The organism is Paracnuella aquatica, assembly GCF_003332885.2.
Classification (GTDB): domain Bacteria; phylum Bacteroidota; class Bacteroidia; order Chitinophagales; family Chitinophagaceae; genus Flavisolibacter; species Flavisolibacter aquaticus.
On sequence record NZ_QOWJ01000019.1, the window covers coordinates 16,835 to 36,403 of the forward strand.

The 19,569-nt window shown below is 49.8% G+C and carries 16 protein-coding genes; 2 read left to right on the forward strand and 14 right to left on the reverse strand.

Annotation, left to right across the window (positions count from 1 at the left end):
- Positions 1 to 84: 84 nt before the first annotated feature.
- From DRJ53_RS19630 to DRJ53_RS19660, 7 genes are all read right to left on the reverse strand, one after another.
- On the reverse strand, positions 85 to 477 hold the full coding sequence (locus tag DRJ53_RS19630) for a VOC family protein (protein ID WP_114237377.1): 393 nt from the start codon (positions 475 to 477) through the stop codon (positions 85 to 87).
- 16 nt (positions 478 to 493) lie between these two features.
- Positions 494 to 1,354: a DUF5694 domain-containing protein gene (locus DRJ53_RS19635; protein ID WP_114237378.1), complete on the reverse strand. Its 861-nt coding sequence runs from the start codon at positions 1,352 to 1,354 to the stop codon at positions 494 to 496.
- Between the two features lie 239 nt (positions 1,355 to 1,593).
- A complete protein-coding gene (locus tag DRJ53_RS19640; protein WP_114237379.1) occupies positions 1,594 to 4,173 on the reverse strand; it encodes a zinc-dependent metalloprotease in 2,580 nt (859 codons plus the stop codon).
- A gap of 287 nt (positions 4,174 to 4,460) precedes the next feature.
- Complete coding sequence (locus DRJ53_RS19645) at positions 4,461 to 5,201, reverse strand: hypothetical protein (RefSeq protein WP_123893716.1); 741 nt, start codon at positions 5,199 to 5,201, stop codon at positions 4,461 to 4,463.
- Positions 5,202 to 5,279: 78 nt separating this feature from the next.
- Positions 5,280 to 5,903 carry an ABC transporter ATP-binding protein gene (locus DRJ53_RS19650; protein WP_114237381.1) on the reverse strand — a complete coding sequence of 208 codons (624 nt, stop codon included), beginning with the start codon at positions 5,901 to 5,903 and terminating at the stop codon, positions 5,280 to 5,282.
- On the reverse strand, positions 5,893 to 6,690 hold the full coding sequence (gene lpxA / locus DRJ53_RS19655; protein WP_114237382.1) for an acyl-ACP--UDP-N-acetylglucosamine O-acyltransferase: 798 nt from the start codon (positions 6,688 to 6,690) through the stop codon (positions 5,893 to 5,895). The genes DRJ53_RS19650 and lpxA overlap by 11 nt, the downstream gene beginning before the upstream one ends.
- Complete coding sequence (locus DRJ53_RS19660; protein WP_114237383.1) at positions 6,687 to 8,111, reverse strand: bifunctional UDP-3-O-[3-hydroxymyristoyl] N-acetylglucosamine deacetylase/3-hydroxyacyl-ACP dehydratase; 1,425 nt, start codon at positions 8,109 to 8,111, stop codon at positions 6,687 to 6,689. The genes lpxA and DRJ53_RS19660 overlap by 4 nt, the downstream gene beginning before the upstream one ends.
- A gap of 413 nt (positions 8,112 to 8,524) precedes the next feature.
- Here DRJ53_RS19660 and DRJ53_RS19670 point away from each other — a divergent pair, with 413 nt between their 5' ends.
- Entirely contained in the window at positions 8,525 to 9,460 is a 936-nt protein-coding gene (locus tag DRJ53_RS19670; protein ID WP_114237409.1) for a helix-turn-helix domain-containing protein, read from the forward strand.
- Between the two features lie 188 nt (positions 9,461 to 9,648).
- Positions 9,649 to 10,266 carry a hypothetical protein gene (locus DRJ53_RS19675; protein ID WP_114237385.1) on the forward strand — a complete coding sequence of 206 codons (618 nt, stop codon included), beginning with the start codon at positions 9,649 to 9,651 and terminating at the stop codon, positions 10,264 to 10,266.
- A gap of 516 nt (positions 10,267 to 10,782) precedes the next feature.
- Here the strand turns inward: DRJ53_RS19675 and DRJ53_RS19680 are convergent.
- The 7 genes from DRJ53_RS19680 to DRJ53_RS19715 all read right to left on the reverse strand — a co-directional run bounded on the left by DRJ53_RS19680 (position 10,783) and on the right by DRJ53_RS19715 (position 19,480).
- Positions 10,783 to 13,233, reverse strand: a complete 2,451-nt coding sequence (locus DRJ53_RS19680) for a bifunctional UDP-N-acetylmuramoyl-tripeptide:D-alanyl-D-alanine ligase/alanine racemase (RefSeq protein WP_114237386.1) — start codon at positions 13,231 to 13,233, stop codon at positions 10,783 to 10,785.
- A gap of 165 nt (positions 13,234 to 13,398) precedes the next feature.
- A complete protein-coding gene (locus DRJ53_RS19685; RefSeq protein ID WP_114237387.1) occupies positions 13,399 to 14,361 on the reverse strand; it encodes a TerC/Alx family metal homeostasis membrane protein in 963 nt (320 codons plus the stop codon).
- Between the two features lie 119 nt (positions 14,362 to 14,480).
- Positions 14,481 to 16,199, reverse strand: coding sequence for a gliding motility-associated ABC transporter substrate-binding protein GldG (gene gldG / locus DRJ53_RS19690; RefSeq protein WP_114237388.1), 1,719 nt, complete (start codon positions 16,197 to 16,199; stop codon positions 14,481 to 14,483).
- Between the two features lie 2 nt (positions 16,200 to 16,201).
- Positions 16,202 to 16,921: an ABC transporter permease subunit gene (locus DRJ53_RS19695; RefSeq protein WP_114237389.1), complete on the reverse strand. Its 720-nt coding sequence runs from the start codon at positions 16,919 to 16,921 to the stop codon at positions 16,202 to 16,204.
- Positions 16,922 to 17,293: 372 nt separating this feature from the next.
- On the reverse strand, positions 17,294 to 17,644 hold the full coding sequence (locus DRJ53_RS19705) for a HesB/IscA family protein (protein WP_114237391.1): 351 nt from the start codon (positions 17,642 to 17,644) through the stop codon (positions 17,294 to 17,296).
- A 79-nt stretch (positions 17,645 to 17,723) separates the two neighbouring features.
- Positions 17,724 to 18,143 (reverse strand): Fe-S cluster assembly scaffold IscU, encoded by a 420-nt coding sequence (iscU, locus tag DRJ53_RS19710; RefSeq protein ID WP_114237392.1) that lies wholly within the window; start codon positions 18,141 to 18,143, stop codon positions 17,724 to 17,726.
- Positions 18,144 to 18,262: 119 nt separating this feature from the next.
- The gene (locus DRJ53_RS19715) at positions 18,263 to 19,480 is read right to left on the reverse strand and encodes an IscS subfamily cysteine desulfurase (RefSeq protein ID WP_277749284.1); all 1,218 of its coding nucleotides are present in this window, start codon (positions 19,478 to 19,480) and stop codon (positions 18,263 to 18,265) included.
- Positions 19,481 to 19,569 lie beyond the last annotated feature (89 nt).

Genomic DNA, 19,569 nt, shown 5'->3' on the forward strand with positions numbered 1-19,569 from the left:
TGAACTGGATTGGGACTATTGTTGTTATCTGGATTACTTGCTTCTACAAAGGCTTTTGCATCATGCAACAGGCAGCCAAAAGTGTTAACCTACCGGTGTACAAATTTCAATAAGAAAACCATCAGGGTCCCTTACGTAAGCCACTGTTTGTCCCCATGGTTTTGTTTTGGGTGGCTCCAACAATGCTGCTCCGGCGGCCACCGCTTGTGCGATAGTTGCGGCTACATCCAGTGTTGCAAAACCGATCTCAATGCCAAATGGCTGCTCTGATAAACTGCTTTGCCTGAAACCACCTTTTAAGTTGGATTGTGCCAGCGAAACCGATGCAAAAGAAAGTGTTGTTTCGCCCACCTGCAACTCGCCATAGTCGCCATCGGGTGATATGAATTTCCTGGCAAAGCCAAAAGCTGTTTCGTAAAATGCAATGGACTTATCTACATCTGCAACGTACAGTATGGTGTATGCAAATTTGATCATGGTGATGTTGTATTTATTATTTTTTTCCGAGATAAACCTGTGTGTCCGCTAAATTAAAATCGGCATCATCGCGAAATATACTTTTCAGCGAACCAATGTGAGCTGCACCGATGATCAACAATGCCCTTTTAGCCTTTGTGCGCATCTGCATAGTAACAATGTTTGAGTAAATTTTATAGTCCCTGTTTTTGAAAACGGAAATCAGTTCCGCCCCGATATATTTTGGGTTGATGAAAGCTGTATCCACCATCGCATCAGGATTTTTAAAAGTACCATTCGTTACCCTTGCAGGCGTCATGTATCGCAAACGATAAACTTTATTGTAAGTACCAGGTTGATTGATAAACCGTAAATAATCTTGCAACGACAACTTATTTTCCTGCAAAGCCTGCTTTTTCTCCATCACCATTGCTCTTAAGGCCAACCCTTCTTCTTTATACAGATGAATGTTTTCTCCATTGTCTAAAATTCCCTGCGATGTTCCGCCGGGTGCATTTACACAATGGATTTTTGACAGGCCCAATTGCTTACCCATTCGAAAGGCCAATTGGTACACTTCGCTCCTACCGTCCTGCAGGTCTTCCAGTTTTATTTTATTGGCAACATACAACGCGTACAAGCTATCGATCTTCCCTTGTTCTTCAGGCAGCACTTCCACCATGATCAGGTCGGGTTTATACTGCATAACCGATGCAACGAATGCCCCGATTTCTTTTTGCCTTTGCGGTATTAAAACATCAGTACCGGGTTGGTTGCTGTTGTATAGCTGTACTAAATGATCCGAGCCTAAGATCATGATATCAGTCTTCTGACCCTTTGCATCAAGCGTACACAACAATACAATCAGCAGCAGGAAGCGGGAATTTTTAACTGGCATTCTTTGTTGAATGGAAGATTATTTTGAAGGCGAAAAGCTGCATGATACAGGCGCAGCATTTCGCATCCCAATATACACCGCTTGCTAACCCAAAGATGATGTGTCGTCAAAAACATTGATTGTAATAATGCAAGCACCAATCTTTTGCCCACTGCATTTTCAATACGATAAACACTCAGTTTTTTACACAAAAAAGCCCCGCATCACTGCGGGGCTTTTTCAAAAAACAAGTCCAATACTTATTTAGGTTCCAGTGCCAGGCTAATGCGCTGGGCCAGGTCCTGGTAATGGTATTTCGTCATGCGGTCGCCGGTTCTTCTGGCGGCTGCATCAATTTCGGCTTTCAGTTCCGTCAGGTGTCCACGTGCAATGGAAGGCAGGTCGGTATTCTTGGTGTTTACCAAGCCGCCGCCACCACCAATGCTGATGGTGATGCCCATTGATGGCTGTGCCGCTGTTGGCATCAGTGCAATCATGCGATCAACATATGCCTTCTGCAAATTGCGGCGGTACATGTCGGCTGCACGGCCGCTGCGCAGTTCCTGCCACACGCCGTTCTTTACATCGGCCAGCAGCTCCAGCACGCTGTAGGTGCGGTTGCCGTAGCGGTTCGATGATTCGAGCATGCGGGTAAGGCGCGACGAAGCCAGCAGGTTGTTCAGCGCACCGCTTTGCAACGTGCTGACGCGGTTTTCCGTCGGGTCGGCTATTTTATCCAGAATGTTGCGATCGAGCATCCAGGTTGGTGTTGCAAAAACCTGGCGGTTCAGCCAGCTAACGGCTTCTTTCTGCACCGCCTTTGGTGTAGGCTCGTACACATTGCCCGATTCTTCAACGCTTTTGAATGTTTCCTGAACGCCACCAATGTTGCGCATTACGTGGTTGGCATAGCGGTTAAACTGACCAATCACCTGGCCGAAAATTTCATCCAGGTTCTGGTAGCGGTCGCCTTCTTCTTTGGTCCACTCAGGCAGGTTCTTTGTGATGTATTTCAGGTTCTTTACACCATACTCGCTGGCCTTCATGGCGTTGTCGCCCAGGTCTTCGGTTTGTGCACGGGGGTCGTTGCCAAAGCCTTCGCCGCCAAACCACAGGCGTGGGTTTTTCGACAGGCGGTCCACAATCATGCGGTTGCCTTCTTTGCGGTCTTCTTCTTCGCTTTTATCGGTCCAGCGATAGCCCCATTCAATTGCCCACAGGTCGTATTCGCCAATGCGGGGGTACAAGCCATTGCGGCCAATGCCATCTTCCGGTTGTGCCACATAGTTAAAGCGGGCATAGTCCATGATCGAAGCGGTGTGGCCATGTTTTTCCACCCACTCTTTATCGCGCAGTTTTTCTACAGGCGTTTTGCTGCTGCTTCCCATGTTGTGGCGCAGGCCCAGCGTGTGGCCTACTTCATGCGACGATACAAAGCGGATCAGGTCGCCCATCAGCGCATCATCAAAGCGCATTTTGCGGGCACCGGGGTCAACGGCTGCCGTTTGTACAAAATACCAGTTTTGCAACAGCTTCATTACGTTGTGGTACCAGCCAATATGGCTTTCCAAAATCTCGCCGGTGCGGGGATCGTGTACGTTGGGGCCATAAGCATTCGGGATGTCCGAAGCCAGGTAACGCACTGAAGAATAGGAAGCCGACTCAAGCACCATGCTGCTGTCGCCAGGCCATTCTTTACCAATCACGGCATTTTTAAAACCTGCTTTTTCGAAAGCCACCTGCCAGTCGTTGATGCCTTGGATGATGTATGGCTTCCACTTTTCAGGCGTTGCGGGATCGATGTAATAAACGATCGGCTTCCTGGGTTCAACCAGTTCGCCACGCTTGTATTTTTCTACATCTTCAGGCTTAGGCTCCAGGCGCCACCGTACAATGTATGTTTCGCGATTAGCACGCTGCGATGTGTCGGTAAATTCAGAGATCTGGTCGGCAAAATAGCCTACACGCGGATCAAAGAAGCGGCGTTTGTGGCGCAGTTCCGGCAGGCGGATGATGGAGGTATTGATTTCAATAGTTACCACACCTGCAGTGTTTGCAGCGGGCAGCGAGGTGCTGGGGCCGGGGCCGCCTGCACCCATGGGCGATGCCGGGGTAGCATTGAATGTTTTTACCGTACGTACCTCGGTATTGTTTTGAAAGCTGCGGATGGTTTCCACATAAGAGCGGTCCATAGCAATGCTGGAAAGACCCAGTTGGCGCTTGGAACGTGGGTTGAGGGAAACGATCTGGTTGTCGCCTTTAAAAAAGTCGGTCACGTCAATCACCACACCGGTTGTATCGCCATTGAATGCTTTGATGTCGAACGCAGCAGCAATGGGATCGAGGCTGGAGTTGCGCACCGCCTGGTAAATAGGCTTGGTGCTGTCCGGCGAAGAAACCACGTTGAGCACCGAACGAATGAACACTTTGTTTTCCGGTCCACGCTCAAAACGCAGCACGTTCTGGTTGGTCATTTCGCCGCCATACACCGGTGCGCCTGCCGTCATCCGCACAAAGCGGGTTACAGTGAGCAGGTCTTTGTTCATCAGGCTGTCGGGGATCTCAAAATAATATTTGTCGTCCTGCCAATGCGTGGTGATGAGGCCTTTTTGGGTACGCAGTTTTGCCGCGTCAAAAAAGGAACGGAAACTTTTGGGGCCGCTGGAAGGCCGCGATGGCGTGCTGCCACTGCTGCTGCCGGTGGCACTGGCCGATGGCGTGCCGGCGGGTGGAAGGGTTGCTTTGGTTGTAGTGGGTGCCTGCTTGCTTTTTTTGACTGTGGCACAGCCGGATACAGCAAGCACTAAACCCGCACATACAATGGGCTTTAAATAATTCATCTACTCGGGGAAATTTGGTTTAGATATAATGCGTGAAAAAAATTGCAACAAATAAAGGAAAGGGAAAGTTGTATCCCTGAAGGGCCGGAAGAAAGCGGTCTCGTTTGCATGTCCCGGTAAATTTACCCCCTCGGCGGCAAATGGCAGAGAAAAAGCTGTGCACCGGGTGCAAAAAACTTTTGTGGTTTCCAAAGCACCCTTCCGGGCAAACTTTGCCGCGGTGTTCGTAAGCTTGATTGTTGGCGCAATGTTCTACGCTGCAGTAAAATGTCGAACCGAAAACAACATTATTGAACCGGAATAACCAGCGATTTTTTTACCCCTGCATTGTCCTCCACATCAAAACGGAAAGCGGTGGTGTTGCTGTCGGGGGCCAGTTCCAAAGTGGTTCCAAATTCTCTTTTGAGCAGGTCGGGCGATTGAAGCTGGATGTTGTTTTTGAAATAAACAAATTCGGGTTCGCTGTTTTTTGAAAGCCTGGTTACCGACAGTAAAAACAAGGAAGAGGTACTGGTTGCGGCAACATGCACAGTTGTTTTTTTATTCACTGGCAAAGAAGTTACTGCCTGTTGCCCATCCGACACCGCCACATCCACCGCGGAGTTGGCCACTTTAATGGCGATCGTTTTGGATGCACTTCGGTTTTGTTTATCCCGAACAGTGATGGCGTATTGCAGGTGCTGGTTAATTGACTCGAAACCGGTACTGTGGCTGAATTCCACGTGATCAAAGGTTGCCGTTTTAAAATCAGTCCCCTTGCTGATTACCGCATTTTGCAGCACGTGCCTGATTTCTATTACCGCCAGTCCTGCTTCTGCTTTTGCATCAAACGTAAAATGGACAGGCGACAAAACCGGAATTGTTTCGGGGCTATGGGTTATGATGATTTCGGGCGGCGCCAACACATGCTCTTTTTTACAACTGCCCAAAATGAGTGATAAAAAGCAAAAGACACCGGCGCCAACGGATATGGCCTTGCGTTGGGCAAAAATTAGCAGCGTATGGTTTTGGTTGGAAAAAGATTGCATGTGCACCCGTTGCTTTGGTTTGGAGCAAAAATAGCAGGCGGCAAAAAGGAACAATTGGAAATTACAGGAGCGGAAAATTTAAACCACCTTCCAATGCGCTACTTCGAGTACAGTTTGGCAAAAGCTGTACTCCACCGGGTCGTTGGAACTAACCACCACCAGGCGGTCGGTGCAAAACTGCGTCACCAGTTGATGGTATAGGTCAATGCCCTGCTTGTCGAGGTTGGAAGTGGGCTCATCGAGCAGCACAATGGCGGCATTGCAAAAAATGGCCTGTGCCAGTTTTACCCGCTGCTTCATGCCCGAGGAGTAATAACGAATCTGCTTGTGCTGTGCGGCTTTTAACCCAATAAGTTCGACGGCCTGCGCCACATCGAGGCCGGGCAAAAATGGCTTGAATGAAAAGTGAAAGCGGAAAAATTCCAGCAGCGTCATTTCTTCAATCACATCAAGGTAAGGGGCGCAAATGGAAACGTGCTGGTGGGTGGCATCGGCGGCAATGGGTTGGTCATTTAATAGGTAATCCACTTTGCCTTCGCTGAGGTGCAGCATGCCGCCAATGCTTTGCAGCAGCGTGCTTTTGCCCGAGCCGTTGGGACCGGTAATGGCATAAGAATGCCCGGAGTGCAACTCCAGGCTTACTTTACGAAAAATCCATTCGCGGTTAAAGCGTTTGCCCGCACCGGACAGTTTAATATGCATCCTCCGCGTTTTTGGAAAAGCGTTTGATGATGCCGATGGAAGATGATTTTACAAAATCAAGAATAACCGATTTCATATCGCCGTCGGGCACCTGCTCTTCGGCCAGCTGCACCGCCACCGATGTGGGGTGGCCCTGCACAAACAGGATGTGGTAGATCTGCGAAATGGCGGCAATCTGCTCCGGCGTGTACCCGCGGCGCTGCAGGCCCACTACGTTTACACCGGCATAGCTCATGGGCTCGCGGCCTGCTTTTACAAACGGCGGCACATCTTTACGCACAACGGTGTGACCCGCAATATAAGTGTGGGCGCCAATGCGGGTAAACTGGTTGGCACCAGCCAGGCCGCTGATGATGGCATAATCGCCCACCTCTACGTGGCCGGCAAGCTGCACCGAGTTGGCCAGGATCACATGATCGCCCAGCACACAATCGTGGGCCACATGCGCATAAGCCATCAGCAGGCAATGGCTGCCCACTACGGTTTTCCATTTATCTTTTGTGCCCCGGTTGATGGTCACACATTCGCGGATGGTGGTGTAGTCGCCAATTTCGGCAGTGGTTTCTTCGCCCACAAACTTCAGGTCCTGCGGAATGGCACCAATTACGGCGCCGGGAAAAATGCGGCACTCTTTGCCAATGCGGCTAAACTGCATGATCACTGCATGCGACATGATATGGGTACCATCGCCAATCACCACGTTGTCGTGGATAACGGCGAAGGGTTCGATGGTTACATTGTTGCCCAGTTTTGCACCCGGATGCACAGAAGCCAGAGGAGAGATCATACTTTAACTTTGGGTTTCTTTACTATTTGAGCAACCATGTCGGCTTCTGCAACTAGCTTTTCGCCGACAAAAATAGTTCCTTTCATTTCACAAATGCCACGACGCACCGGGTTCATCAGCTCCATCTTCAAAATGAGGGTATCGCCGGGCACTACTTTGTTTTTGAACTTGCAGTTGTCGATTTTCAGGAAATAAGTATCGTAATCGTTCTCCGGATCGTCGGGGATGGTGAGCAGGCCGCCGGTTTGCGCCAGCGCTTCTACCAGCAATACGCCGGGCATCACGCAGTTGCCCGGAAAATGGCCCTGGAAAAAAGGCTCGTTGTACGTCACGTTTTTAATAGAAACCACGTGCTTTTCGGTGAGCTCAATGATCTTATCTACCAGCAAAAACGGGTAGCGATGGGGCAGTTTTTTTTCAATGGCATGCACATCCATCACCGGCGGCATGTTGGGGTTGTACACCGGTATGGACTGCTTGTTCTTATTTTTCTTGATGTGCTCTTTTATTTTTTTGGCAAATGCCACGTTCGACGAATGCCCCGGCCGGTTGGCAATGATGTGGGCTTTGAACGGAACACCTACCAGTGCCAGGTCGCCAATTACATCGAGCAGTTTGTGGCGGGCGGGTTCGTTCGGAAAGCGCAGGTCGAGGTTGTTGAGGATGCCGCCTTCGGCCACCCGCACATTTTCTTTTTTAAATACTTTGGAAATGCGCTGCACCTGCTCTTCGGTTACGGGGCGGTCCACCACCACGATGGCGTTGTTGATGTCGCCGCCTTTGATCAGGTTGTGATCGAGCAGGTATTCCAGCTCGTGGAAGAACGAAAAAGTGCGGCAGGGCGCTATGTCCTGTGCAAACTGGTCGAGGTTGGTGATGGCCGCATGCTGGGTGCCCAGCACCGGCGAGTTGAAGTCGATAAGGGTATTGATGCGGTACTCGTGGTATGGCAGGGCCACCATTTCCACTTTCTTGCCTTCATCTACAAATGAAATATTGTGCTGCAGGGTGTACCACACTTTTGGCGCATCCTGCTGGCGGGTGCCCACGGCAAGGATAGCTTCCACAAAAGGCGCCGCCGAGCCATCGAGGATGGGCACTTCGGGGGCATTGATCTCAACTACCGCATTGTCTACGCCACAGCCTACCAGGGCGGCCATCAGGTGCTCGATGGTAGATACCCGGGCGCCATTGGCCTCGATGGTGGTGCTGCGGGTGGTGTCCACTACATTGTCTACATCGGCCTTTACGGAAGGGCTTCCGGGCAGGTCCACACGCTGAAAATAAATACCGGTATTGGGTTCGGCGGGCTTGAGCGTCATTTCTACTGTGTGGCCGCTGTGTATGCCTACGCCGTTGATGGAGATGTTGGCAGCAAGGGTGTGCTGAAACTCACCGTTGGTGTTAATCTGCAATTGCATGGCGCGAAAGTAGGAAACCGGGACCAGAGATTTGAAGGATTAAGAATGATTCGTATGATTAGCATTTGCCGTGGCAGTTTTGTTTGGGGCCTGACGTTGAGGTTTTATTGAAGTTTCGGCTTAATATATAAAACATGTTTCAGGAAATAAACGTGGAAGTACATCAGCCGATTCAGCTTTTGATTGGTGCTGCTTTTTATTATCACGACAATTTAAAATCCAATTTCATATTTACCATTAAACTGAATTTTTCATCAAGTGCATTTGCATTTACCCACCAAGGAAGCAACTACCCACACGCAGCCACCCATCATTTCCATCCTTTCAAATCATACCCTTCACCGGTTATTTTTACTTTTCTATGAATGTTAAAACACCGGTTTATCACCCTCCCTTCCGTATTTTTGCAGGCCATGCAACCTGTTCTCAGCACATTTAAATGGATCACCGAAGGCCCCGAAATGGCCGGACTGCTGGTGCAGGAATCCGGCCGTTTGATCCCTGAATCGGTGCAATATTCCATTCGGCGCTATGTAAAGCCGCAGGGCTGGATGGCCGAAGACACGGGCATGCTGCAATACCAGGTGACGAAAAACGGCGCCGGCGACAACAAGCTGGAGCTGCGTTTTTGTGTGAGTGGCAATATGTATTGCCGCGATGCACAAGCCAAATGTGCCTGCAAGGCGCACCAAAGTACCAATTGCAACGAAAAGTTTGAAACCGTAGACCTGCTCCAGTTTTCATTTACGCCAACGGTGCTTACGCAGTTTGTAAAACCCCGCACCACCGAGCCCGCTACACTGGCCGATGATGTGCTCACTTTTACACATGCCGTTTCATTCTCTCAACTGGTGCCCCTGTGCAACCGCATGCGCTTGGTGCTGGAAGGCCTGCTGAACCACAACTACAGCGATACGCTGGAAAATATTTTTGTAAATGCGCAAACCCAGATGCTGCTGCTGTACAGCATGGATTGCATGCTGGGCGAAAAAGAAATCGACATCATTGCCTGTAAGTTTTTGGCCAATGAAGCCGACCGCGATAAAATACAAAAGGCCCGCGAAGTGCTGCTGGAGCATATTGGTGAGCCCATTACCATTAAAGAACTTAGCCGCAAGGTGGCTATGAACGAATGCTACCTGAAAAAAGGCTTCAAGGAAATGTTTGGCACCACCATTTTTGATTTTTATCAAAACCAGCGGATGGAACATGCCAAATACCTGCTCTACGAAAAAGGATTGAGCGTAACCGAAGTGTCGATGATGCTGGGCTACTCTTCCATCTCGCATTTTTCCACCGCTTTTAAAAAACACACGGGTTTGAAGCCTTGTGAGTTGCTGCTTCGATAATTGGCTATAAAGCCAATGAACATTGGACTGATGAATTATTGATTATGAATTATTAATTATTAGATTGTTTCTTCCAAATTCATAATTCATCATTCATCATTCGCTACTTCCTTCGTCGGTTCGATATTCCTTGTTCATCTGTTCGATATTCTTTCTCTTTGCCACCTAATTAATTGTTCTCCCCGCTAATGTTTACTGTTGTTGCCGGTACTGTTTTGTTAGCTTTTGTCCATGCACTGATTCCCAACCACTGGCTGCCGCTGGTGGCTGTGGCCCGTGCCGAACGGTGGAGCCGCCGCGAAACCAACACCGTTACTTTGCTGGCTGCGCTAGCGCATGTGCTCGGTACGGTGGCGCTTGGACTGGTGCTGGGTTTTATTGGTAAAGAATTGCAGGAAGAATATGGCGAAGTGATCAATGTGGCAGCAGCAGTATTGCTGATCGTATTCGGGCTGATATATTTTACGGTAAACCTGCCGCACCACCACCACAGCAGCCAGGAAGATGTGTCGGCATTTAAACGCAGCAAACGCAGGTGGATCCTTATTTTCATCGTGATGATGTTTCTTTCGCCCTGCCTGGAAGTAGAAAGTCTTTTTCTTTCGGCAGGCGCTTACGGCATGGGGCTGGTGGTGGCACTGAGTGTGATCTATGCCATTGTCAGCATCACCGGCATTTTATTGCTGGTAAACCTGGGCGTGAAAGGCACCAACCTGCTCAATGCGCATTTTATTGAACACAATGAAAAACGAATCAGCGGTGCAGTGTTGATACTGGTGGGTATTATTACGTTTTTTATACATTGAGTTTTACTTCTCTCCTTTTTATGTGAAAGCAAAACTCAAGTAGCGTAGTTATTTGCTTTTAATCCTATTTCCATAAAAGTCGGCTCTCTGCTTGTCATGCTGAGCGCAGCGAAGCATCTGAGTGTTGTATAAGCTCGCTATGTTGTAGAAATAGCCGGCTACCTTTCAATTCTATGTTTGCGCTGGTGTAAACTCAGATCCTTCGCTGCGCTCAGGATGACAAGGGCGAAAAGTATGATTGGCGGGTAAAGTGTATTTCTCACCGACGATGTAGGTCTCTTCTTGTCGTTAGTGTCTGTCATGCCGAAACAAGTTCGGCATGACAGCTAATAAAAGGAAACAGTTTACTACAGGTGCATGTGAAAGCCCAATAGCGATACAGAACGTACAAGTGTGCGACGCAACAGGAGCCTAATAACATTACAAAAGCTGGCTACATAAAAAAGCTTCATCTCTTCAAGAGATGGAAGCTTTCCCAAACATTCGACGGTATTCCTACCATCAATAGTACAGCAATCACTCCTGGAAATACACCCGCTTTACCCGCTGCGAAATGGAGGTCATTACTTCGTAGGGAATGGTGCTGGCCCAGGCGGCCACCTGCTGCACGGGCAGGGCGGGGCCAAATACAATTACTTCGTCGCCTTCCTGCACGCCGCCGATGCCGGTTACGTCGATCATCGTCATGTCCATACAAACGGTGCCTACTACAGGCGCCAGCCGGCCCTGCACCCACATTTTGCCCACGCCGTTGCCCAGGTGGCGGGCATAACCATCGGCATAGCCAATACGCACCGTGGCAATGGTGGTGGGATGGTCGATCACGCCGCGGCGGTTGTAACTCACCGTTTCACCGGGCTGCAGGGTTTTGAGTTGCGCAATGGTGGAGCGGAGCGTAGCCACGGGCTGAAGTTCCAGCGCAGTGGCAGCGGTTTCCACGCCATACAATCCAATGCCCAGGCGCACCATATCGAGCTGCAATTGCGGGTGGCGCAAAATGGCGGCGGAGTTGGCAATATGCCGGATGAAAGGATAAGCAATATGTTGCTGCAAAATGTCAACGGCCTCCTGCAGCAAGTGGGCTTGCTGCAGCGTGTACGCATCCTGCGCAGGATCTTCGCTGGCGGCCAGGTGGCTGAATACCGATTCTATTTTCAGCAATCCTTCGGCAGCAATCTTTTCGGCCACGGCAGTCATTTGGCCTACGGCAAAACCCAGGCGGTTCATGCCGGTTTCCACTTCCAGGTGCACGGGCCACATGCTGAGGCCCTGCGCCGCAATGTACTGGCCAAAACGCTGCAGCAGGTCTTCGGAATAAATAACGGGTTGCAGGTTGTAATCCACCAGCGCATCAAACGACGAAGCATCGGCGTTGATGACCATGATGGGCAATGAAATGCCTTCGCGGCGTAGTTCCACGCCTTCATCGGTATAGGCCACGCCCAGGTAATCAACGCTGTTGGCCTGCAGTACAGAGGCAATTTCAGCGCCGCCGCTGCCGTACGAAAAGGCCTTGACCATAGCCATCAGCCTAGTGCCACGTTGCAGCAGGCGCTGGTGCTGCTTTAGGTTGTGCACCATGGCGTTGAGGTTGATTTGCAGCACCGTTTGATGCACTTTTTGTTCAAAGAGGCGGGCAATGCGTTCAAAGCCAAAACGACGGGCACCTTTGATGAGCACCAGCTCGTTGCTGAACTGCGAAGTGCGAAAATGGCGCAGTGCTTCTTCGGTGGTGGGGTAAAAGCTTGGGGTAATTTGTTCGTCGAGCAGTTGGGGCAATTGCTCGCTGATGTGTTCGCCAATGCCCACCAGCTTGTGCACACCGCTGCGGCGGAGGGCTTTGGCAATGTCCTGGTACAGCCGCTCGTCAGCTTTTTTGCTTTCCACAAAATCCGACAGGATAACGGTGCGTGGCTGGCCGGTTTGTTGTTGTTTTAAAAAATTAAGCGCAATGGAAAGGGAAGTAAGATCGGCGCTGTAGCTGTCGTTGATGATGTTACAGCCGTTGATGCCTTCAAAAAGATGCAGGCGCATATCCACTGCCTGCAGGGTTGCAAAACGGTCTTTATACAGCTCCAGGTTTTTTTGCAAATACATCAACACAGCGCAGCAGGTAATTGCATTTTCAACAGAAGCTTCGTCGGTAAATGGAATGGTTATTTCCAGCGTTTGCCCTGCGGCCTGCAGGTGCAGCACGGATGTAGTGCTTTCTTTTTTAATGCCCGAAACCTGCAACTGGCTATCGGCGCTGCTGCCCCACACCAGCAGGTTTTTGCCCGCAAAAAGCGGTGCATACTTTTCCTGGCAAATAACCACGTCCGCCTCCCGGAACAGCAGCGATTTTTCAGCGGCCTTGTCGGCATTGCTGCTAAATCCGGCGCTGTGCGCTTCGCCCAGGTTGGTAAATACCCCAATGGTGGGTTGAATGATAGCCGCCAACCGCTGCATTTCGCCCCGCTGCGAAATGCCTGCTTCAAAAAGGCCCAGCGTATGTTGTTCGCTCATTTGCCACACACTAAGCGGCACGCCCACCTGCGAGTTGTAGCTGCGCGGGCTGCGTACAATGGCAAAATTTTCCTGCAGCAATTGGTACAGCCATTCTTTTACTATGGTTTTACCATTGCTGCCCGTAATGCCAATAACCGGGAAGGAAAATTGCTGGCGGTGATGTGCAGCCAGTTGTTGTAAAGCGGCCAACGCATCAGGCACTATTAGTACGTTGGCATCTTGCAGTGATGCAGCAATGGCCGCATCCTGCACCACAAAATTGCGGACACCGAGTTCGTACAAATCAGCGATAAAAGAGTCGCCGCTGCGGCGCGGACCGGGCAGCGCAAAAAACAGGGTTTCATCGGCCTGCACCAGGTGGCGGCTGTCGGTGAGCAATTGCCGCACTACCAGTGCAGGTTGGGGCAGCTCCGCGTAGGGCGCAATCAACTGGGCGATCTGGGCGGCGGTGTAGGGCATGAAGAATTTGAAAATTTTACAATTTGAAAATTTGAAAATGGGTTACAGTGCAGTGGAAAAAGTGGCGGGTTAGGAAATGATGAATTATGATTGCCTAAAGGCAGTTTGTAAATCACCCTTTACAACCCTTCCCTTCATTACCACATTTTCAAATCTTCAAATTATTTACAGGGTGCCATCTTCCACATCGGCAGGCACGCCTTTGCGTTTGTGGTAAATAGAGTAAAAAATTGAACCGGCAAGACAAACCACGATGAATATCAGCGACACGTAAATAGGAATATGGATGTCGAAGAAGGCCACCAGCATTTTCAGGCCAATGAAGATGAGTACAATGGCAATGCCCTGCTGCAGGTAATCGAACTTGTTGACCACGCCGCGCAGCAAAAAGAACAAGGCCCGCAACCCCAGCACCGCAAAAATATTGCTGGTGTAAATGATCAATTCTTTGTTGTGCGATTCGGTTACGATGGCAAACACGGCGGGTATGCTGTCCACCGCAAACACGAGGTCGGTAGTGGCCAGCATTACAATCACCAGGAACATGTTGGTGTAATATCTTTTGCCGTTGCGCTTTACCGTCAGCTTGCCGCCTACATCTTCATGAATGATGGGAAAAAAACGATTCAGGAATTTATACACGGGGCTGGCTGCCGGATCAAATTCTGCTTCCTGGTTGGCAGTAAAAATCTTGAAACCAGTGTACACCAGGAACGCACCAAAAATGTACAGAATCCACTCAAACCGCTCTACCAGCACCACGCCCACATAAATAAAGATGATGCGGAACACAATGGCCATGAGCACGCCAATGAGCAGCGCCCGGGATATATGATCGGTGCGGATTTTAAAGAAGGAAAAAATAAGGATAAAGACAAAGATGTTGTCGATGCTCAGGCTTTTTTCCATGAGGTAAGCACTGAGGTATTCCAGTGCCGCCTTGGAGCCTTCAATCCACCACATGAACGCAAAAAAAGCCAGCGCCAAACCTACCCAGAACAGGGATTGGTACAAGGCGGTGCGCAGCGTTACTTCTGTATCTTTTTTAGAGAAAAGACCCAGATCAAATATGAGGGCAATCACTACAACTATTCCAAAAACCAAATACGTTATCTGATCCGGTGTCATATGTCGGTGTTTCTTAAACGAGCAAAGGTAAGGGATGAGTGAGGAGTTGGCAGTTGACAGTTGGTAGTTGACAGAAGAAGGTTGTATTTACTATCAACTACCAACTGTCAACTATCAACTTACTTCGCGTATTTCCTTCGGCGCCACTGCTGGTACACGGCGCCAAACAGCACAATGAGCACCACGGGCAGGGCCACATTGATGGCCTGCCATTTAACCCGCTGCTCTTTTACGGCCCGCGGATCGAGCAGCCGAAGGGTGTACTCTTTGGCGCGGGATTGCAAAATATCGGAAGGGTTTACCAAGTACTCCAGGCTGTTGAGGAAAAAGTCCTTGTTGGCAAAAGTATATTGGGTAAACAGGTTGCGGCCCATGGGCAGCGGCCCCGAAAACTCGCTGTACTGGTTCAGGGCAACGTCGCCATCAGCCACCACAATCATTTTGTTTTGCCCGCCCACTTTATATTTAACCGGCTGGCCTGCTGCCGCAAACGAGTCGGCCACGGCTTTGGGCACCCGCCCGGTGTACAGGGATCGGAAATCGCCTTCGAGCAGGGCTGCTACCGGCACATTCTTTTGGGTAAACAACTTTTCGTCGGGGGCAATTTGCAAAAACTCAAAGTCGATGCGGGCCGGTGCCTGCAGCACCCGTGCATTGGCAGAGGAACTGAGTAAAAATGTTTTTTGAATGCCAGAGGCCGCTACCGTATCCAGCGTGGTGGGAAACATGCTGCGAACACCATCGAGGTTTTTGGAAATGGGATGCTCCGAGCCATTGAGAATGGGAAAAAACGGCCAGGTAACCAGGCGGCGCTGTTGGCCCTCGCCTTCGCCGCTCACTTGCGGCAGTTGGTCGGCCTGCATGTCCTGTAATAAAGATTGGTTGATGCGGACGCCGTAATTAAACAGCAGGTCTTCCAAATTTAGCCCACGATCAAACGCCACAAAGCCGCCGGTTTTATACAAGGAGTCAAACTCGGCGTACATGTTGTCGATCATCCAAAACACCTTTCCGCCGTTCATTACATATTGGTCGATCTTGAGCTTTTCCCCATCGGAAAAAGGCTGGGTGGGTTTCAGTACCACAAGCGCATCCAGTTGCTTGGGTATATACGGCACCTGTTTCAGGTTCACGGTATCAAAATCGTAGTTGTCCAACAGGGTACGCACCGCATCATCTACATTATAGCCCCAGCCTTCGCCGTGGCCCATGGCATAGCCAACAAAAGGCCTTTTTGCGGCCGATACTTTTTCTATGGCCGAAGCAAAATTGTACTCCAGCGAAGCTTCCACATTATTATACAGTGCTGCCAGTTGTTCTGCCTCGGTGCCAAACGAGCGGGCACCTTTTAAAAAGTCCACACCAATGGCACGGTCGCCCTGGCGCACCACAGCGCCGTGAATCAGTTTTTTTACTTCCAGTTCATCGCCTACTTTTTCCGGTGCATTAAACAGCACGGCATTGAGGCCGTAATACAACTGCAGCGAATCTTCGAGCCGGCGGGTAGCTGCCGTGTCGGCTGCATCGGCATAAGGGTTTATAAAACGCACCTGCAAATTGCTGCCGCCGTATTGCCTTGCTTCAAAAAGAAATTCGCCAATGGCATTGCGAAAGCGGCGCACCACGGCGGGCAGGTCGCCACCTTCCAGCAGCACATCGATCTGCACGGTGCTGTCGAGGCCGCCCAATAATTTTTTGGTGGGCTCGCTCAGCGAGTAGCGTTTTTCAGCGGTAAGGTCGGCGCGGTAATGCACCAGCGAAGCCAATCCATTTACCAAAAACAACCCTACAATGAGCAAGAGCCACGCGGCCCGTTTTTTTGCAAAAATTCCTAACATGGCTATCGTTGCTGCAGGTTTTGACGGGTGATGAGTAAAAAGAACAGCACCAGGCTGATGAAGTAAACAAGGTCGCGGGTATCAATAACGCCGCGGCTGATGCTTTGGTAATGAAACCGGATGCCCAGCATTTCGATATAATAATCGGCGCCGTTCTCGAAAATGGATAGCTGGCTCAGCGCTTCGAATCCAAAATAAAACAGCACCATCACCACCAGGCTGATGATGAATGCAATAACCGCGTTGGGCGTAAACGAAGAAACGGCAATGCCAATGGCAGTAAATACAGCAGTGAGAAATAGCAGTCCTAAATAAGAGCCCGCTGCAGCGCCGGCGTCGATGCCCGTGGTGGCTGCCAAGTTGTTGATGGAAACAAAGTATACCAGCGTAGGCAGCAGCGCAATAACGGCTACGGCAAAGGATCCGAAGAATTTGCCCAACACCAGTTGCCATGCTGTAAGTGGGCGAGTACGCAGCACTTCAAACGTGCCGCCGCGAAATTCATCGGCAAACGACCGCATGGTAATGGCCGCCGTGAGGAACAGCATGACCCAGGGAGCGAAGGAAAAAAACTCGTCCAGCGTGGCAAAGCCGCTGTCCAATATATTGTTGCGAAAAACAAACAGCACCAGCCCGTTGATGAGCAGGAACACCACAATGGCGATGTAACCCGTGAGGGAGCTGAAAAACTGGCTGAATTCTTTTTTACAAATAGACCACATGTGTGCAAATCCGGGTTATTAGTGGGATATAAGATGTGGTTGCAAAATAGGCCATAGTTGGGAGTCAGAACGCTAAAGTTGGAAGCTTGACTGCTTTTTTGAGCCACGAAGACACAAAGACAGGAAGGAGCACAAAGATAAAAGGTAGGAAAGAAGTGACGGTGGGGGTTATGCGCAGCTGTTTGTTGCGTTGTTGTTTAAGTGCAAATGTGTTTTTTAGAATGTTGTAAAATGTAGCAGCAGCAATGCTTTTCACCAATTTTTCTATAAAAACAAAACCCCGCAGTAAAGCGGGGTTTTGTTTTTATCTCAGCGTCCTATTTTACAAGTACGCCCATCACAAAAATCATTTCAAATCTTACACATCACCGGTTAAACGGCGAAGCTATCACCGCAACCGCAGGTGCGGCTGGCGTTGGGGTTTTCAAAATAAAAGCCTTTGCCATTGAGACCGTCCGAAAACTTCAGTTCCGTATTCACGAGGTACAAAAAGCTTTTCAGGTCGGTGACCACTTTTACGCCGTTGTCTTCAAACACCTGATCCATCGGTTTCGATTCGTTGTCGAAATCGAGCTTGTAGCTCAGGCCCGAGCAACCGCCGCCTACTACGCTTACCCGCAGAAAATAAGAGGTGTCGCCTGCAATGCCGGCGTCGTTCATCAACTGCTGTACTTTTTCCTTTGCCTTATCGCTTACGAAAATGGCATTATCTGTTGCTACCATATTATTAGCTTTTAGCTGTTGGCTTTTAGCTATTAGCCATCAACTTAAAAAAGCTAACGGCTAACAGCTAATGGCTATTTTAGTGTACTACACTTTCTTCAAACTGCAGCTCTTCCAGTCCGTTCTTTTTGCGGTAGTCGTTGATGGCTGCTTTGATGGCGTCTTCGGCCAGTACCGAACAGTGAATTTTCACAGGCGGCAGGTTCAGTTCTTCCACCAGCACCATGTTGTCGATCTTCACGGCTTCGTCGATGGATTTGCCTTTCAGCCACTCTGTTGCCAGCGAGGAAGAAGCAATAGCCGAACCGCAGCCAAATGTTTTGAACTTAGCGTCTTTGATCACGCCGGTAACGTCGTCCACTTCAATTTGCAGGCGCATTACGTCGCCGCACTCAGGTGCACCCACCAGGCCGGTGCCTACGTTGTTTTTGCTTTTATCAAGCGTACCCACATTCTTGGGGTTATTGTAATGGTCTAAAACCTTGTCGGAGTAAGCCATAGTATGCTAATTTGAAAATTTGAAGATTGGTTAATTTGAAAATGGTGCTGTCTTTATTGGGATGGGTTCAATCTGAAAAACCATTTTCAAATTTTCAAATTGAACACTTTTCAAATTCCTTAATGGTGCGCCCACTCGATCGAATTCATATCGATGCCCTCTTTGTACATTTCCCAAAGCGGGCTCATTTCACGCAGCTTCAACACGGTTTTCGAAACGGCGTCGATGGTGTAATCGATTTGCTCTTCGGTGGTGTAGCGGCCCAGTCCAAAACGGAGCGAACTGTGTGCCAGATCGTCGCCCAGACCCAGTGCTTTCAGCACATAAGAAGGCTCCAGCGAAGCCGAGGTACAAGCCGAACCGGATGAAAGTGCGATGTCTTTATTAAAGCCCATCATCAGGCCTTCACCTTCCACGTATTTAAACGAAACATTGGAAACATGGGGCAAACGGTGTGCTGGGTCGCCGTTTACATAAGCTTCTTCCAGTTGCAGCAGGGCGTTTTCCAATTTATCGCGCAGCTTGCTCAGGCGCTCTGCATCTTGCTGCATTTCGTTCATGGCCAGTTCGCAGGCTTTACCAAAACCTACAATACCCGGCACGTTGAGGGTACCGCTGCGCATGCCACGTTCGTGACCGCCACCGTCCATCTGGGCGGTAACTTTTACGCGGGGGCCTTTGCGGCGCACATACAGTGCACCAACGCCTTTAGGACCGTACATTTTGTGTGCGGTAAATGCCATCAGGTCAATGCCGTCGGCTTTAACGTCCACAGGGATTTTGCCTACTGCCTGCACTGCATCGGAAAACAGCAGCACGCCGTGTTTTTTGGCAATGGCGCCAATCTCGCGGATGGGCAGCACGGTGCCAATTTCGTTGTTGGCATACATCAGCGCAATGAGGATGGTGTTGGGCCTAATAGCCGCTTCCACCTGCTCAGGAGTGATGAGGCCTTTATCATTTACTTCGAGGTAAGTTACCTCAGCGCCTTCTTTTTCGAGGTGCTTGCAGGTATCCAGCACGGCTTTGTGCTCAAAGTTGCAGGTAATGATGTGGTTGCCTTTGGAAGCATACATTTCAAAAACGCCTTTCAGGGCCAGGTTATCGCCTTCGGTAGCGCCGGACGTAAAGATGATCTCTTTAGGATCGGCGTTGATCAGTTTGGCTACCTGCTCACGGGCATAATCCACAGCTTCTTCAGCCTTCCAGCCAAAGGGGTGGTTGCGGCTGGCCGCATTACCGAAAGCTTCGGTAAAATATGGGATCATTGCTTCCACTACCCGCGGGTCGCAGGGCGTGGTGGCATTATGGTCGAGGTAAATAGGACGTTGCAGCATAAAAATTAAAGATTATAGGTATTCGTTTCAGAGTGCAAAATTACCCATTATACGGCAATCTATGCTTATAGAAACTATCTATGACTGTA